Genomic DNA, 16,606 nt, shown 5'->3' with positions numbered 1-16,606 from the left:
CGCCTGGGAAGCTTACGGTGATGATCAGGCTCAGGCGAAAGCCGAGGTCTGTTCCGCCACCGGCACACCGGAGGTGCCCTGCTTGGCGAGCAGGCTGAAGAAGTTGTCGCGGCGTTCGCGGGCGACCTTCACGTCCTTCGTGCCGAGCGAGCGGCGGATGCGCTCCTTGGTAAAGGGGGTCGGATAGACCGTGTAGTGGAGGAACCACGTCCCGTTGTTGTTCCAGAGGTGGTGGTTCGGGTTCGATTCGCTGATGCGCAGCGAGGCGAGGGTGAGGAGGTTGGCGGACATGATGCGTGAGCGGTTAGCTGTTTTTGGTTAATCGTTCGCGCATCAGGGTTTTTCCGGAAAAACGAACGCCGCCTGAGGGCATCAGGCGGCGTTTCGCTTTTTAGGAGGAGTTTTTTGTTAGAGCGTTTTACCGCTCTCACATCCGGGTGACTTGCGTCACTCGAAACCACCGTAACCACTCCTAGGCTCGGTTGGCAGAACCGGTCTTTCGGCCGATCCTTTCCTGATGCAGGTTGAATGTCGCGAACTGGACTGCATGAGTCCAGAACTTTTTTAAGAAATTTCAGACTGCTGCTTAACCAGAATCTAAACAACAGGTCTCCAGCGGAATAGGCACAGATCAGTGTTTGGCCTTATCCTGAGCGTGTGACTCAAGATGGTGTTCCTTGAGCAGGTCCCGACCGAAATCGCCGCGGAAGTCCCTCCAGGTCGTATGGATGTGATTCGCACCGTTCTGCGTGTTGTCATATTCAATGACGAAGTCGGGGCTGTGAATCCGGTAGTAATGGGCGTCGCCGCGCTCAAGTCCGCCGGCCCAGGCGAAGTGGACCTTGTTCCAACCGCGGTCGGCAATCTTTTGCAGTTCGGCGGCGGCCAGCTCCGCGCGGAGGCGTCCGGCATACACTTCGGTCAACGCGCGCAGTTGCGCCTGTTGGGCGTGGTTCATCTGCGCGTAGGACAGGCCGCTGGGCGCGGCGAGCAGGGCCTGACGGTCGTTGCCGGTGATGATGTCGGCGGGGGCCCGGGTACTGATCAAGGCTGTGCTCCGCTGTTCGGGGTTGAAAGAAAGCATGAGGGCGCGGCCGAGGTCTTCCTCGGCCGCAAGCGCACGCCGGCCTTTATGCGCGTGCGCGATACGCACCTCGGCGGGATTCGAGCCGAAAAACATCGGCGTGGCCGAAATCCTCGTGCCTTCCACGATGAGGAAATTCACCGAGAGATGATGGCCCTCGATGCGCCAACCCCAGGTGCCGAGGCGGTCCGGCGCGCCAAAGATCGTAAAGTGATAAAGCCCGCGATCGCGGCGGGCGGTGCCTTCCATCGCGAACAACACATCCTCCAGGGCGATGATCGCATCGGTCGTGAGCAGGCCGCGCTGGCTGAGCCCGGCGGCAATCAGGTCGCGCGCGAGCTTGCGCTGGGCGGGCGTCATCTCCTTGAGCGGAACGCCGTTCCGGGCCTTGGGCACGAAGTGCCAGTTTTCCCGCTCTTCGTCGGCGAGCGGATAGACGGCGGCCTGGCGCTGGGTTCCGTCGAGCGACTGGAGCCACGCCGTGGCGGCATCAGCCATCTCTTCGCCGGGCGGATGATCCTCGTGGCCGAAGACAGACAGGCAGGTGACCAGCAACAGCGCGGCGAGCCGGGTGGGGTGGGGCATGCAGGATGATTATCCGGATGCCAGCGTGGTGCAAGCAGGGGGCTTGGGCCTTGCGGCCCGGCGGGTTCCGTGCCAGACGAGCGCATGCTTTTCACGCCTCCACGCGTTGGATACGCGGTCCTGGTTTTCGGCCTCGGACTGGTGACGGCGGCGGTGGCGCAGCGTCCGCGTTTCAATCCGCAGGGCGATTATGCCTACGATCTGGCGGCGACGGCGACCGCCATGGTGAATGTTGATCTGAAGCCCGACGGATTTGCCTGGCCGGCCGAGGCCAGGCCGGGCGACACGGTCTTCCTGGAAATCAACGTCGCGGTGGAGGGCGGGGAAGTGCCGGAGATCACCGCCGCGCGTGGCGGCGTTTCCGTGCGACAGGCCTTTGAAATTGGCGCGAGAGGCCGGCGCTTTCTCGATCTGAGTCCGTTGCGCGCGGCCGCGGAAGATACCGTGGTGCTGAGCGGCCGGAGTGTTGCCTGGCAGACCGGGAAGGCGCGGTTGTTTTTCCATCGCAACGCGCCGCTCGCCGGGCGACGCGTGCTCGTGCTGGCGCCGCATCCTGACGACGCCGAGATCGCGGCCTTCGGCCTCTACCGGCAGACCGGCGCCGATGTGATCACGGTGACGGCCGGCGACGCCGGCGGGGAGAATTTCGGCACACTTTTTCCGGAGCCCGCCGAGCACTTCCGGATCAAGGGCTGGATCCGCACCTGGGACAGCATCAGCGTGCCCTTCTACGGCGGGGTGTTACCCGGCAAGGCGCGCAACCTCGGCTACTATGACGGCGTGCTGCGGCAGATGCAGGCGGCGCCGGCGACCGTGGTGCCGCCGCTCAGGGCGAAGCTGGACGAGCCCGGTTACTACCGCAGCTTCAATATGGACTCCGGGCTTCGCGCCCGTCCCTTCAAGGGCACCTGGCAGGCGCTGGTGGATGACCTGGTCTGGGAGCTGAAACGCGTGAACCCTGAGGTCATCGCCGCTCCGCACCCGCTGCTTGATGCGCACCCCGATCACCAGTTCACCACGATTGCACTGATCGAGGCCCTGACGAAGTGGAAAGGCCGTTGCGAACTGCTGCTCTATACCAACCACGCGCTGGAGAACGAGGCCTGGCCGCTGGGCGACCGCGCGGCGATGAGCGGTCTGCCGCCCACCAGCCGCCCGGAGCTTTTCTTCAGCGGCCTGCGTTCCCTGCCGCTTTCGCCGCTGGACCAAAAACTGAAGCTGGTCGCCCTGGAGGACATGCACGATTTGCGGGCCTTCGATCTGCGCGACGGGACGCCGCCGGTGACCGAGGAGGTCCGCGCGTCCTGGAAACACCACGACTACTACCGGCGTGGTCCGCGCCCCAACGAACTGTTCTTCGTGCTGACCCGCGAGGATGCGATGCGGTTGCGCGAGGCGTTTCTGGCCCGGCGGTGATTTGCCCGCGGCGAAACTGGTTACCCGAACGGCCATGTGCGGACGCTACACCTTCCAGCAGGTCGAGGCGCTGAAGCGATTGATCGAGAGCCTCACGGGGGAAACCTACGACGCCTTCATGGCGCGGTTCAATGTCGCGCCCACCCAGCGCAGCCCGGTGGTTCGCCCCGGGGCGGGCGGACGACCCAAAATGGAACACCTGCCCTGGGGGCTGGGCTCAATCCGCAAGACCGCAGGCGCGGCGTCCCCCGTCCATTTCAATGCCCGGTCCGAGGACGTGTTGGAGAAGCCCACCTTCCGGGAGGCCGTGCAGCGGCGCCGCTGCGTGGTACCCGCCGACGGTTTTTTCGAATGGAAGCGCATCACTGAACGCACGCGCCAGCCGCATCTCATCTCGCTGAAGGAGCGCCAGCCGTTTTTCATGGCGGGAATTTGCGATGAACCCACCGCGGAGCGGCCCGCAGGCTACGCCCTGCTGACCTGCGGCCCCAACCGGCTGATGGCGACGATTCATCACCGCATGCCCGTGATCCTCGACGACCCGGGCGTGGACCGCTGGCTGCAACCGGGGCCGCTCACCGCGGGGGATGTGGCCCGCCTGTGTGTGCCGTTGGCCGACAGCCGCATGCAGGCTTGGCCGGTAGGCGATATCGTCAACCACGCGCTCCATGACGAGCCCGCCTGCGTGGAACCGGTGGCGGCGTTTTCCGATCCGCAGGGCTCGTTCGGCTTTTGAGCATGCGGCGGAGCCCGGCCGGAACCGGGTCCCCGCCGGGCGCGTTCTCCCCAGAATCAGCCGGAAACGGGCCCGGGCATGACGAGGTTGGCCGTGGCGGTGGCATCGCCGTGGCTGAGCGCGCGCTGCAGGTGTGGTGCGAGACGCTTCGTGAACTCGACGGAGTCGGGCGCGGAGAGATGCGACCACTCGGGCAGGGTGAACGCGCTCAACTCGGCGTGATCCGTGAAGTTGATCGCCGGCACAGCGTTCTCCCGCACGAGGCGGTGCCAGGTGGCGGCGAGCGGCGCGAGCATCTCCTCACGTTCGACGAGCGGGCCCTGCACGGGCATGCGGACAAACACGACCTTGCCGCCCCGGGCGCGAATGTCGGCGATGAGCCTGGCGGTCTGGCCGAAGCGCGCCTCGATCGCCTGACCCATCATGGCCATGAACTGCTCGGCCGGGATGAACGAGGGCGGCGGGGGGGGCGAGAAGAGCGGAAGCCAGCCGTGGGCCACGCGCTGCTGCAGCGGGCTGCCGATGACGGCGGCCTCGGGCACCATGCGGCCGCGACGGTCACCGTCCACGGCGAAGAAATACGGCGGAAGCTTCGGCGGGGACTTGAAGGCGGCGCGCTCGGGCAGCTGGATTCGTTCGAGAAGCTTGGGCAGGGCGAGGTCGTCCTGATTGATAAAGGCAAGGCCCGCATCGAGTGGCTTCCCGATCGCATGGCTCCAGCGCTGGGCCGGGGTCCACTCGCGGTAACGCGCCAGCGCCTTCTGCGAAACCTCCATGGGCGGACCGCCGGGCGCGAGGAACATGGCGGGCACGATGTCGAGGATGACCGTGCCGCGGAACGACTCGTCCTGCGCGAGGTTTTCGAGAATCGGGAACGGCGAGCTGCCAGCCAGCGCGAGCTGGATTGGCCGGCGGCCGAGCGCCTGCTCCAGCACATCGAGGTCGGCGTTGAAGAGCATGCGCGAGGTGCCGACGAGGACGAGGGAGTCGGGGCGGACCTTGGCGCGCTGCTCGGCCCAGAGATCGGCGTTGTCGTCGGGTGATGGACCGTAGCCCTGCGCGCGGGCGGCGAGCTCCCAACCGGCAGTGGCCGCGAAGGTGAGCAGGGCGGTGGCGGTGAGGACGGCCCTCCAGGGCACGTCGGGAATCACACGGGCGAACTCAGAATTGGAAGTAGATGAATGCATTGCCGTTTCCTTGGTTGAGAATGAGGGTGAAAAGCATGAGCGACCACACGCCGCTCAAAACCCAGCGCGGGCTGCGGGCGACGACGGCCTCGAGCGTGGTGTGGCGCAGGAGCCAGTGGGCGCCGAGCAGGCCGACGGTAACCAGTGCGACCTGCGCGATCTGGCGCGTGGACAGGATGGCCTCGCCGGCGATGGGGAGGTTGCCGGTCATGGCGGCGAGCAGGCCCAGCGCAGTGCCGAAGTTGCCGGCGCGGAAGAAGACCCACGCGATGCAGACGACGACATAGGTCGCGAGGCCGAGCAGGAGCTGCACGCCGAGCGTCTGGGTCCACGCGGCGTCCTTGAAGAGGTGGCGCAGCCCGCGCTCCAATACCAGCATCAGGCCATGAATCAGGCCCCAGACCACGAAGGTCCAGGCCGCGCCGTGCCAGAGGCCGCCGAGCAGCATCACGATGACGAGGTTGATGACCATGCGAGCCGCGCCGCTGCGGTTGCCACCGAGCGGAATGTAGAGGTAGTCGCGCAGGAACGTGGAGAGCGACAGGTGCCAGCGGCGCCAGAAGTCGGAGAAGCCCACGGCGGCGTAGGGAAAGCGGAAGTTGTCCCCGAGCGAGAAACCGAGGCAGAGCGACGCGCCGATGGCGCAGGTCGAATAGCCGGCGAAGTCGAAGAAGATCTGGCCGGAGAAGGCCAGCACGCCGGTCCACGCGTCCAGTCCGGCCAGCGGGCCGCGGAAACCGAAGACCGAGTCGGCCGCGCCCGAGAGCAGGGTGTCGGCGAGCACCGCCTTTTGGAACAGACCGAGCGTCATCAGGAACAGGCCCCAGGCCATACGACCGGCCTGCGGGCGCGGGGCGTTCACCATCTGCGGCAGGAAGTCCACGGCGCGCACGATGGGGCCGGCCACCAGCTGCGGGAAAAACGTCACATAAAGCGCGAAGTCGCGGAAGGACCGCACCGGCGCCATTTGCCCGCGGTAGATGTCGAGCGAGTAGGAGAGGGTCTGGAACGTGTAGAACGAGATGCCGACCGGCAGCACGATGTTCATCTGCGGCGGCACGTAGGTGATGCCGGCGAGCGCGAGCAGCGCCTGGAAGTTCTCCAGCACGAAGGTGCCGTATTTGAAGTAGCCGAGCATGCCGAGGTTAGCGACGAGGCTGAAGGCCAGCCAGGCCTTGCGGGCGGCGGGGCGGGTGGCGGCGGCCATCCGGGCGCCGGCGACGTGGTCGATCAGTGTGGAGAGCACCAGCAGCAGCACGAAGGGCGGGTTCCAGGCGGCATAGAACAGGTAGCTCGCGCCGAGCAGGATGTTCTTGCGCGCGCCCCAGGAGGGGATCGCCCAATAGGCGGCGAGGACCGCGGCGAAGAAGACGACAAAGGTGAGGGAGTTGAAGATCATGGCGTGGAGGAAATGTGGCCGGGTATGGGGGACCGGACGCCGGAGAATACCGCAAACCCCGCCGGCCCGCTCTGGGGCAGGCGGCTAGAAGGGCCTAGCCGGTCGGCCCAGGAGGAAGCAGCCGCGTCCGGGAGCAGGCGTCACATCCCGGCTTTTGAAATATAATACGTTATAAATCTCCGCTTGCGTGTCCGATTGCCGCGGACTCGTTCGTGGTGCTTTCTGCCACCCCACTTCTCATGTCGAACCACACCAGCAACTTTCCCGCCGACCGTGAACTCGTCCTTGAGCGCCTGCTCAACGCGCCGCGCGAGAAACTCTGGCGCTGCTGGACCGAGCCGGCGCTCATCGTCCAGTGGTTCACGCCGCCGCCGTTCAAGACTACCAAGGCCGTGCTCGACGTCCGGCCGGGCGGGGCGAGCTGCATCACCATGCAGTCCCCCGAGGGCCAGGAATTCCCGAATCCCGGCATTTACCTCGAGGTCGTGCCGCCGGAGCGCTTGGTGATGACCGATGCCTTCACGGCGGCCTGGACACCTTCAGAGAAAGCATTCTGCACGATCATCCTTACTTTTGCGGATGCCGGACCCGGGCAGACCCGCTACACCGCCCGGGTCCGACACTGGTCAGCCGCCGACCGCGAGGCTCACGAGAAAATGGGTTTCCACGAAGGCTGGGGTGTTGCCACCCACCAACTCGAAGCTCTGGCGCAGAGGATCTGACCTCCGACGGCGCGAGCTTCCCGCTGAATACTCTGCGGGAAGTGGTGGAGCGCGAAACGGGTATCTGAGGCGCGTCGCTCTGCGGTGAAGCGGATGAGCGCGCCCCGCTGCGTGGGACGGCCGATGAGAAACACGAGCCGGGTTTTCCATGAGGTTCTACTCGCCATGCACCGGCTTAAGTGTTTCTGTCAGAAGCTTCCGAGCGAGGAACGTTCGCTGCCCCCCTTTCCCCGTCATTTAGTTTCGCACCCACATGAACCAACCAGTCATCAGCGATCCCCGGGCCCGTTTCTGGGGTAATGTTGCCAAATACGGAGCCCTGCTTGTCGCGGGTTTCCTCGTCGCACCCTACATCTGGGTCGCCATCGGCGGTCTCATCGGCCTCATCGTTGCGGTCGGCGTCATTCTCGCCGCCTGGATGGTGCGTCCGGTCGTCTTCTCGTTTGCGGCGAACATGCGCTTGAAACTCATCAAGGCCGAGGCCGCGAAGAATCCGGTCGAGACGCTGCAGAATGACCTCAAGACCAAGACGCAGGCCCTCAGCGACCGCAAGGATGCCATCGAGAAGCTCAACAGCCAGATCCGGACCTTCAGCGACAAGGTTGATGAGATTCGCGCGAGCTACGGCCCCGAGGATGCCGGTTTCCTTAAACTCAGCCGCGACCTGGTTGACCTGCGCCGGGTTTACGCGCATCGCTGCGAGAAATGGAAGGAGGCGCGCGAGCAGCTCAAGCTCTACGAGGAGGAGATCAAGCGGGCGAACATGATCTGGGAAGCCGCCCAGGCCGCCGCCGCCGCCCGCGAGACCTCGGGTCTCACGGAAGATGAGTTCTACGCCAAGCTCCGCGCCGAGACCGCCTTCGACGCGATCCAGAAGAGCTACAACGACGCGCTCGCCTCGCTCGACACCGCCATGCTGGAAGGCCCTTCGGCCGATGCCATTTCCATCCCCGGCAGCGGGGTGAAAACCCGTCCGCTCACCCAATGACATTTCCTCCCATGAAAAGCATCGCTGCTTCACTCCTCACGTTGGCTTTCGCCGCCGGGGCGTTTGCCCAGCAACCCGCCGCGCCCGCACCTGAAGTTTTCATCAAGGGTGACATGGCCATCAAGTTCAGCACGCGCACGAACACGGAATCCGATGGCAAGCCAAAGGAGGGTGTGACCGACCGTTATACCCTCTCGGTAAACGTCGCCAACAGCGCGCTGTTTCGCGGCACGATCGAGCACACGCCCTATATCTCGAAGCTCGTCGGCTCCTCCCAGCTGGCCAAGCTGGTTTACACCGTCGATTGCGACGTGGTGAATCCCCGGAATCCCAGCCAGACGCGCAACGTTGGCCGGCTATTCGGCACGGTGCCGGTTGACGACAAGAACACCTACCGTTTTGCCGATGGCGACCTCAAGCTCGTGGTCTTCCCCGTGGGCACGGCGAAGGGTTTCGAAACCCTGTTCAAGGGCCTCGCGGTCGGCAAGCAGCCGGCCTCCTCGGAGGGGTTCATGTCCAAACTCAAGAAGGAGGCGCTGAACATCACGCGTTCCGTCAACGGCAAGAACGTGGCCCTCGCGGTCACAAACTACGACCGGATGGACTTCAAGTCGCATGTCCTCGCCGCGGGTCCGGTGCAGATTTATCCCGAGGCCACCGTAAACGGCAGCATGATCTATGATTACGGCCGCACGGCCTGGTATTTTGACGGCGTCACCATCACCTACGTGCTCGATGGCCGCCAGTATCAGGACAAGCTCACCGGCAACATCCGGTGGATCGAGGCGGCCAACCGCGCCGCTTCGGGCGAGGGTGAATACCAGTTCGACATCCGCGTCAACGAACCCGCGCAGTCGGAATCCTCCGTGTTTTCCGGTCCGGCCGACGAGTCGGCGTTCTTTGCGCAGGACGAAGCCATCCCGGCGCTCACCGGCGTGATGAAATACAAGGACACCATGATGGGTGAGTCGGTGTCCTCGTCCGCCGTGACGATCGACCTGAAGGGGCACAAGCTGACCAAGCAGCAGGGCATGAACCTCGCCAAGCTGCTGTTGCTCACGGTCGTCGTGCCGCTGAACGCGGAGTGACCGTTGCCACGTTGAGTTAACCTCAAGGCCGGGCGTCTGCCCGGCCTTTTTTATGCCCTGGTCGCAGCCAGCCGGTCTGCGGCTCGGCTGGTGATGGTCGCGGTTGCGCCCACCCGGTCGGGGCCGCCGGGCTTACTGCAACTCGCTCAGCGGAATCTTGTGGGTGAAGCGAACGGCGCCCTGCTTGTCGATGCTGGTGATGATGACCTCGCGGGCCTCCTTGGGGCCGGCGATGCGCACCTGGCAGAAATTTTGGTCCTGCACCTGGGTGCCCGGGACGCGGTAGGGATCGGCGGCATGCTCGGTCACGTTTTGCCGGGAAACGCCGCTGGAGAGCGGCGAGGAGGTCAGTTCATAGACCCACTGGGTGTCGGAGATCTTGCGGCGCGCGAGCTCGGTGAAGTGCACGTCCCCGCTCAGAAAGATGACGCCCGTGATGCGGTGCCGGGCGATGAACTGGAGGAGTTCCGCCCGTTCCTCGGGGTAGTAGGCGAAGCTCTGGCTGGCGCCGGCGAAATCCGTGACGACCTGACCGCCGGTGACGATGAACTTGAAGTTGCAGTTCTTGTTTTCCTGGGCCGCGAGCAGTCCTTGTTTCAACCAGTCGAGCTGGCGGGCGCCGTATTGGGTCTTGCGACCGGCGGCAGCGGCGGCGTCCAGGTGGTCGCCGTCGCGGTGCCAGCGGTTGTCCATCAGGAAGAAGGTCGCGTCGCTCCAGCGAAACTTCGTGTAGATGCCGGGATTATCGGCCTCGCCGGAACTGGGGTTGCCCCAGTAGGCCTGGAAAACGCGGAGGGCCTCGTCCTTGAGCTCATAGCTCTTGTTGGCGTCGTTTTCGCCATAGTCGTGGTCATCCCACACGGCGTATTGGGGCATGGTGGCAAATAGCTTCTGCAGGGCCGGCTCCCGGCGCGTGACCTGGGCGCGATACCAGAGACCACTGGTGGAATCGAAGTCCACCTCGCGGTAATACCAGTTGTCGCCGCCCCACAGCATGAAGTCCGCGCCGCTTTCGCCCATCAGACGGAAGGTCTCCAGGGTCCGGCCGTAACCGGCACCCGGCCGGTCATGCGCCGGCTCGTTGAAGTAGGCACAGGTGCCGAAGAGGAAGCTGAAGTCCGGCGCCGGGGTACGCCATTCCCACAGGGGATGGGTTTTGAACCGGGTGGGGAAGGGGAAGTCCTGTTTCACACCGTCGAGGCTGAGCGTATATTCATACTCGGCGCCCGGCTCGAGCAGGCCGGGCCGGAAGTGGAAGATCTGGCCGCCGGCCGGGGTGGGAGTGGGCGCGGGTTGTGTGATCGAGCGCTTGGTCTCGGGCTTGCCCGTGAGCCAGAAGTCGAGGGTCACCTGCTGCGCATCCTTGGCTTCCAGCCACAGGAATATCTCGCGGTGCGCCCGATAGCCGAGCATCGGACCGGAGAGAATTGAGCCGGCGGCCAGGGCCGAGGACAGCGCGCCGAGGACGGAAAAAGAGATGAGGGCGAGGACGCGGAGCAGTTTCATGCGCTCAGCTTGAGGCGCGCCCCATGCATTGCAAACTGGCGGTGCCGGGGAAGCGTCAAATGTTTGCACAGAAATCCCCGGGAATTGCATGTCCCGGGTTTGCAAATAGCCCCTCGCTGGCGTTAAGTCGGGTCGCTTTCATGCCACGCTTTCCCCGGCCCACCCCCGCCCTGTCCTTGTGCCTGCTCCTGCTGCCCGCCACCGCCCCGGCGCAGGCGGCCATGGAGACGTTCAAGAAGGACATCCAGCCGATGCTGGAGACCTACTGTTACAGCTGCCACGGCGAGGGGGAGAGCGAGGGCGGAGTGACCCTCGACCAGTTCAAGGACGAGGCCTCGCTCAAGGACCACAAGCTCTGGCTGCGCGTGCTGAAGAACACCCGGGCGCGCATCATGCCACCGGTGGAAGAAGACTACCTGACCCACGACGAGCTCGAGAAATTTGCCACCTTCATCAAGCGCGACGTGTTTGAACTCGATCCCGCCAAGCCCGAGCCGGGCCGCGTGACGGTGCGGCGGCTCAACCGCGTGGATTACCGCAACACCGTGCGCGAGCTCATGGGCGTGGACTACGACACGCAGAAGGAATTCCCGGCCGATGACACCGGCCACGGTTTCGACAACAACGGCGACGTGCTGACCATCTCGCCGATGCTGATGGAGAAATACCTCGACGCCGCTCAGGCGATCGTGGCGAGTGCCGTGCCCACCCAGCCGCTCGTCGTGGCCGAGAGGGCGGTCGAAGGCCGGCAGTTTGTCACGCTGCGCATGGAGACGCCGGCGACGCTCATCGCCGATGCCACCACCTCGGCCCCGGCCCCCGCCACCCCGGCCGTCATCTACGAGCGGCCCGCCCCGTCCATTCAAGGACGCTCGCTGGTGCTGTCCTACTACACGCCGGTCACGGTCGAGGCCGTGCACAAGGTGGAGCACGCCGGCCGTTACCAGGTGGAACTAGATCTGAAGGCTTTGGAACGCTACGTGGACGACCAGTTCGACTACAACCGCTGCCGTCTCGTGTTCACCATCGATGGCGAACAGGTGCTCGACGAGGAGTTCGTGCGCGAGGGCTACGAGAAGTCCTTCAAGTTCGCCTTCGACCGCGAGTGGACGCCGGGCGAACACCGCCTGCTGGTGGAGATTCGTCCGGTGGGACCGGATCGCGACCAGAAGCGTTCGCTGCGCCTGCGGCTCGACGCGGTGAACGTGCGCGGCCCCTATGCCCCCGAGCACTGGGTGCCGCCGGCCAATTACGCGCGGTTTTTCCCGCGCACGGTGCCGGCCAACCCGGCCGAACGTGCGGTCTATCTCCGCGGCATCCTGGGCAGTTTTGCGTCGCGGGCCTTCCGCCGCCCCGCCGACGAGGCCACCATTGAGAAACTCGCCCGCTTGGCCGAGCGCACCGCCGCGCAGGAAGGCGGCTCGTTCGAGGCCGGCGTGGCGCAGGCCATGGTCGCCGTGCTCGCCTCCCCGCGTTTCATTTTCCGCGAGGAACAAACCCTGCCGCTGGAGCCCGGGCAGCCGCATCCGCTGGTGGACGAGTGGTCGCTGGCGTCCCGGTTGTCCTATTTCCTGTGGTCCTCGATGCCGGACAACGAACTCTTCCGGCTGGCCGCCCAAGGCCGTCTGCGGGCGAACCTCAAGTCACAGGTCGGCCGCATGCTGGCCGACCCCAAGTCCCAGGAGTTCGTCCGCAACTTCACCGGCCAGTGGCTGCAGGCGCGCGACATCACCACGGTGGTGATCAACCCGCTTGATGTTTTCCTGCGCGAAAATCCCAACCCGGAGTTCCTCGCCGCGTTGGAGCGTTTCCGGCAGCTCAACCGCATTCCGGTGGATCGCCGCACCCCCGAGCAAAAGGCCGAGGGGGAAAAACTGCGGGACATTGTCGTGCCGGTCTTCCGCGCCCCGAAGCCGGAGCTCACCTGGAGCCTGCGGCGGGCCATGCAGCAGGAAACCGAGCTGACCTTCGCCCATGTGCTCAAGGAGGACCGCAGCCTCATCGAGCTGATCAACGCGGATTACACCTTCCTGAACGAGGAACTGGCGGAGCATTACGGCATCCCGGGCGTCAAGGGCCGCGACATGCGCAAGGTGCAGCTGCCGCCCGACAGCCCGCGCGGCGGCGTGCTCACCCAGGGCACCGTGCTCGCCGTGACCTCCAATCCCACGCGCACCTCGCCGGTGAAACGCGGGGTATTCATCCTCGAAAAGATCCTCGGCACCCCGCCCGCGCCGCCGCCGCCCAACATCCCGCCGCTCGAGAACATCGCTTCCAAGGAGCAGTTGGCGAAGATGACCCTGCGCGAGACCCTCGACTTGCACGCCAGCAACGGCATGTGCCGCTCCTGCCACAACCGCATGGACCCGCTCGGCCTTGCCCTGGAAAACTTCAACGCCATGGGCCGCTGGCGCGACATGGACAGCAACCAGCCGGTCGAGACGGGCGGCAAGCTCATCACCGGTGAAAAGTTCTCCAACATTCGCGAGCTGAAGCAAATCCTCGCGAAGGAGCACCGTGGCGATTACCTGCACAACATGGCCGAGAAACTTCTCATGTATGCCCTCGGCCGCGGCGTGGAATACTACGACACCGATACGCTCGACCAGCTTGTGCACCGGCTCGAAGCCGCCGAGGCCCGTCCTTCCGCCCTCCTGCTCGGCATCATCGAATCCGCCCCCTTCCAGCAGCGCCGCCGTGAACCTGCGGCGCACACGGCCGTCCAGTCCGCCGTGACCACTCCTCGCAGCTAATCCCCAACCCCGCCGCCCCATGAACACCCGCCACCCCACCGCCACGCTCCGCGAGCAAGTCGCCCTGATGAACCGTCGTCGTTTCCTGAAAGGCCTGGGCGCGTGTATCGCGCTGCCGGCGATGGGCTCGCTGCTCCCCACGCGCCTGTTCGCGGCGGCCGCCGCCGCGCAACTGGCCACCACCGCGACCGGCGCGCCGTTGCGCACGGCCTTCGTCATGTTTCCCAACGGCGCCATCCCCGCGCACTGGTGGCCGGCCGGCGGCCTCACCGACTTTGCCCTGCAGGGCACGCTGGCCCCGCTGGAGGCGATGCGTTCGCACATCCAGGTGCTCGGCGGACTGGAACAGGCCAACGCCAACGCCGGCAACGACGGCGGAGGCGACCACGCACGCGGCAACGCGGTGTTCCTCACGGGCGTGCGCATCAACAAGAGCGCGACCGACGTCCGCGCCGGCGTCTCCATCGACCAGGCCATCGCCAAGGAGGTCGGGCATCTCACGCGTTTCCCCTCGCTCGAGCTCACCTGCGACCTCAACCGCAAGTCCGCCGACTGCGACTCCGGCTACTCCTGCGCCTACCAATACAACATTTCCTGGCAGTCGCCGACCACGCCGATGACGCCCGAAAACAACCCGCGCCTGGTCTTCGAGCGCCTCTTCGGCGCCGGCGAGCACGGGCACCGCGCCGAAAACGCGCTCCGCCGCATGCAGGAGCGGCGCTCGGTTCTCGACTCCGTGATGGACGACGCCAAACGCATGCAGGGGCGGCTCGACTTCAGTGACCGGGAAAAGCTCGACCAATACCTCACCGGCATCCGCGACATCGAGGTCCGCATCGAGAAGGCCGAGAAATTCGGCGCCGGCCCCGACCCGGTCGTCGCCACCCCGACCGGCATTCCCGCCACCCACTTCGAATACGTGCAGCTCATGTATGACATGATGCTCCTCGCCTTCCAGACCGACTCGACCCGCGTCGCCACCTTCGTGCTCGGTCACGACGGCGACAACCGCTCCTTTGGCGAAATCGGCATCACCGAAGGCCACCATGATCTTTCGCACCACCAGAACAACGCCGAGCGCGTGGCCAAGGTCGCGCAGATCGACCGCTGGTATGTGGAGCAGTTCACCAAGTTCCTCGCCAAGATGGACCAAGTGAAGGACGTGGACGGCAACACCCTGCTGCACAACTCGCGCATCCTCTACGGCAGCGGCAACGCCGACGGCAACCGCCACACCCACGAGAACCTCCCGCTCATCCTCGCGGGCGGCGGCGGCGGGCTCCTCCACGGTGGCCGTTATGTGGACCATGGCTCGAAGCCGCTCAGCAATCTCTTCCTCGACCTCGCCGATCAGGCCGGGGTGACCAGCCTCGAGCGCTTCGGCGACTCGACCGGACGACTGGGGAACACGTGAGGTCTCGGCACCCTCCCGTCCTGGCGAATTGATCCGTCCGGGTGCGCACAAAGCGCGCCCCTACGGTCTGAAAATTTATCGATATGGCTTGAGCACGTTCTTTACCCAACTACCTCGCAATCCGCTCCGTGCCGGGACGAACACCGAGGAAGGCGCGCACCTCGGCGTCGACGAGGGCGCTGATCCGGCGGCTGCCCGCTGAGTCGTAGAGCCAGATCTCGTAGCCACTGAGATTGGCGATGCGGGCGGGCTCCCCGTATTTGGTCCTGAGCGCGACTGGGTCGAGACTGTTGGCGATGATGAACGAGTAGCGGCGCGGGTGCAGGGGCGCGGTGGCGCCGGGCGTTTCCATCGTGAAGTGATGAAATGCGTTGTTACCCCAGAACTGCACGCGACCATCGGGGCGAACTTGATTGAGGCGGATTCGGTGGGACGTGGCGTTCAGGGAGGTGGCCGTCCAGTATTCGGCCAGACCGTTGGCGTGATCTTCCTGGGGAAAGAAGCGGTCCAGCTCCGCCACCGGCTCCGGATAGGGCCAACCCCACTGGGCGAAATCAATCTGCGGCGCACGCCAGCCGACCAACCCCAGCAGCAGAACCGACACGATGCCGGCGCCGACGGGCGAGCGAAGTTTCGCCAGCGGCAGCAGGGTGAACAGCCACCAGAGCGGGATCACGAGGCAGGGCAGCAGGTAGCGTCCGTGCTGGGGATTGCGCCAGTAAACGGCCAGCACCGGCAAGGCCAGCGTGCTCAGCAGGCAAAACACCGCCAACCAACCGGCCTGACGCTGAGCGCCGGTGACGCCGGAGCGGCGGGACAACCACGCGGAAAGAATCAGGGCGAACAAGCCCGTGACCAGAAATCCCGGCACCGCCCTCCGGACGGGTCCCGCCAGATCGGCCAGCAGCTGTCCGCCGGTCTGGACGAGGGCAGAGGGGGTCGGCGCATAACGCACCACCGCCGGGTAGTGTCCCCAATGCAGCAGGTGAAGGGTGAGCCGCAGGCCGATGACCAGCACCACCGCGACGCCCACGGCCTTGGCGAAGGCCATCAGCCGAGGTGACTGCCAGCGAGGGGCCGGAGCACACACAAACAGCGCTGCGCCGAGCGGAACGATGAACTGCGTGAAAAGCAGCGTGTCCGAAGCGAGACCGAGGAACAGCAACCCGGTCGCCACGATGAAGCGGTTGCGCGACGGAGCCTCCATCGGCGGCCCCAGCCACAAGGCGGTCTGGGCGAGTCCAAGCAGCACGGCGCCGCCATGCATGTTGGGCAAGCCGAGCCACCAGAGCCAGCGGTCGTGGTCGGCGGTGCCCTGCCACGCGAGCACGGCGTTCACCAGGAGCGCGCCGTGCAGCCAGCCCTGGCCGTCGGGACCGCCCACGCGCTGAAGCGACCAGCCGGCGAGCAGTGCCAGCGCGGTGTAGCTCAGCACGACGTAAAACGGCAGCAGCGGAACGCCGCCGAGGCCCAGCAGGGTGCGCCAAGCGATGCTCAGCGCGAAATCCGGAAAGAGGTAAGGTGAGGAGCTGAGCGTCCAGCCCGAGAGCGGATAAACGCCCGCCACCACGTCGGCGGCGAAGCGCTCGGCCAACAGGTAGTCGCCGTCGAGCCACGGCTGAAAATAACGCGTGGCGAGCGCCATGGCCTGGACCGCGACCACGGCGAGGGCAGCGAGCCAGAGCAGCCGGGTAATCGCCTTGGGCATCGCGTTGATTCAGGCGCCGC

Annotated in this window: 13 protein-coding genes; 7 read left to right on the top strand and 6 right to left on the bottom strand. The window is 65.5% G+C overall.

The features are described 5' to 3' along the window. Positions 1–30: 30 nt before the first annotated feature. Both ESB00_RS14370 and ESB00_RS14365 read right to left on the bottom strand, forming a co-directional pair. Positions 31–291: a hypothetical protein gene (locus tag ESB00_RS14370; protein WP_129048484.1), complete on the bottom strand. Its 261-nt coding sequence runs from the start codon at positions 289–291 to the stop codon at positions 31–33. A gap of 340 nt (positions 292–631) precedes the next feature. Then, complete coding sequence (locus ESB00_RS14365; protein ID WP_129048483.1) at positions 632–1,669, bottom strand: DUF3500 domain-containing protein; 1,038 nt, start codon at positions 1,667–1,669, stop codon at positions 632–634. Positions 1,670–1,753: 84 nt separating this feature from the next. On the opposite strand from ESB00_RS14365, the gene ESB00_RS14360 reads away from it, so the two are divergent. Both ESB00_RS14360 and ESB00_RS14355 read left to right on the top strand, forming a co-directional pair. Further along, a complete protein-coding gene (locus ESB00_RS14360) occupies positions 1,754–3,085 on the top strand; it encodes a PIG-L deacetylase family protein (protein WP_129048482.1) in 1,332 nt (443 codons plus the stop codon). 34 nt (positions 3,086–3,119) lie between these two features. Continuing rightward, positions 3,120–3,821, top strand: coding sequence for an SOS response-associated peptidase (locus ESB00_RS14355; protein ID WP_164976226.1), 702 nt, complete (start codon positions 3,120–3,122; stop codon positions 3,819–3,821). 56 nt (positions 3,822–3,877) lie between these two features. Here ESB00_RS14355 and ESB00_RS14350 read toward each other — a convergent pair whose 3' ends face one another. Both ESB00_RS14350 and ESB00_RS14345 read right to left on the bottom strand, forming a co-directional pair. Beyond that, a complete protein-coding gene (locus ESB00_RS14350) occupies positions 3,878–4,960 on the bottom strand; it encodes a hypothetical protein (RefSeq protein WP_129048480.1) in 1,083 nt (360 codons plus the stop codon). A gap of 22 nt (positions 4,961–4,982) precedes the next feature. Beyond that, positions 4,983–6,407 (bottom strand): MBOAT family O-acyltransferase, encoded by a 1,425-nt coding sequence (locus ESB00_RS14345; RefSeq protein ID WP_129048479.1) that lies wholly within the window; start codon positions 6,405–6,407, stop codon positions 4,983–4,985. A gap of 239 nt (positions 6,408–6,646) precedes the next feature. Here ESB00_RS14345 and ESB00_RS14340 point away from each other — a divergent pair, with 239 nt between their 5' ends. The 3 genes from ESB00_RS14340 (at position 6,647) to ESB00_RS14330 (ending at position 9,205) form a co-directional block, all read left to right on the top strand. Next, a complete protein-coding gene (locus ESB00_RS14340; RefSeq protein ID WP_129048478.1) occupies positions 6,647–7,129 on the top strand; it encodes an SRPBCC family protein in 483 nt (160 codons plus the stop codon). A 253-nt stretch (positions 7,130–7,382) separates the two neighbouring features. Next, on the top strand, positions 7,383–8,117 hold the full coding sequence (locus ESB00_RS14335; RefSeq protein WP_129048477.1) for a hypothetical protein: 735 nt from the start codon (positions 7,383–7,385) through the stop codon (positions 8,115–8,117). Positions 8,118–8,128: 11 nt separating this feature from the next. After that, entirely contained in the window at positions 8,129–9,205 is a 1,077-nt protein-coding gene (locus ESB00_RS14330) for a hypothetical protein (RefSeq protein ID WP_129048476.1), read from the top strand. A gap of 132 nt (positions 9,206–9,337) precedes the next feature. Here the strand turns inward: ESB00_RS14330 and ESB00_RS14325 are convergent, their stop codons facing one another. Next, the gene (locus ESB00_RS14325; RefSeq protein WP_164976225.1) at positions 9,338–10,711 is read right to left on the bottom strand and encodes an alkaline phosphatase D family protein; all 1,374 of its coding nucleotides are present in this window, start codon (positions 10,709–10,711) and stop codon (positions 9,338–9,340) included. A gap of 140 nt (positions 10,712–10,851) precedes the next feature. Between ESB00_RS14325 and ESB00_RS14320 the strand changes: the two genes are divergently transcribed. Both ESB00_RS14320 and ESB00_RS14315 read left to right on the top strand, forming a co-directional pair. After that, positions 10,852–13,464 carry a DUF1592 domain-containing protein gene (locus tag ESB00_RS14320; protein WP_164976224.1) on the top strand — a complete coding sequence of 871 codons (2,613 nt, stop codon included), beginning with the start codon at positions 10,852–10,854 and terminating at the stop codon, positions 13,462–13,464. Between the two features lie 19 nt (positions 13,465–13,483). After that, a complete protein-coding gene (locus ESB00_RS14315) occupies positions 13,484–14,878 on the top strand; it encodes a DUF1552 domain-containing protein (protein ID WP_218938767.1) in 1,395 nt (464 codons plus the stop codon). Between the two features lie 109 nt (positions 14,879–14,987). Here ESB00_RS14315 and ESB00_RS14310 read toward each other — a convergent pair whose 3' ends face one another. After that, a complete protein-coding gene (locus tag ESB00_RS14310) occupies positions 14,988–16,586 on the bottom strand; it encodes a hypothetical protein (protein WP_129048473.1) in 1,599 nt (532 codons plus the stop codon). Positions 16,587–16,606: the final 20 nt, after the last annotated feature.

This window comes from Oleiharenicola lentus (assembly GCF_004118375.1).
GTDB classification, from domain to species: domain Bacteria; phylum Verrucomicrobiota; class Verrucomicrobiia; order Opitutales; family Opitutaceae; genus Lacunisphaera; species Lacunisphaera lenta.
Note: the sequence above shows the minus strand (reverse complement) of the source record. Positions and strands in the feature narration are given on the sequence as shown.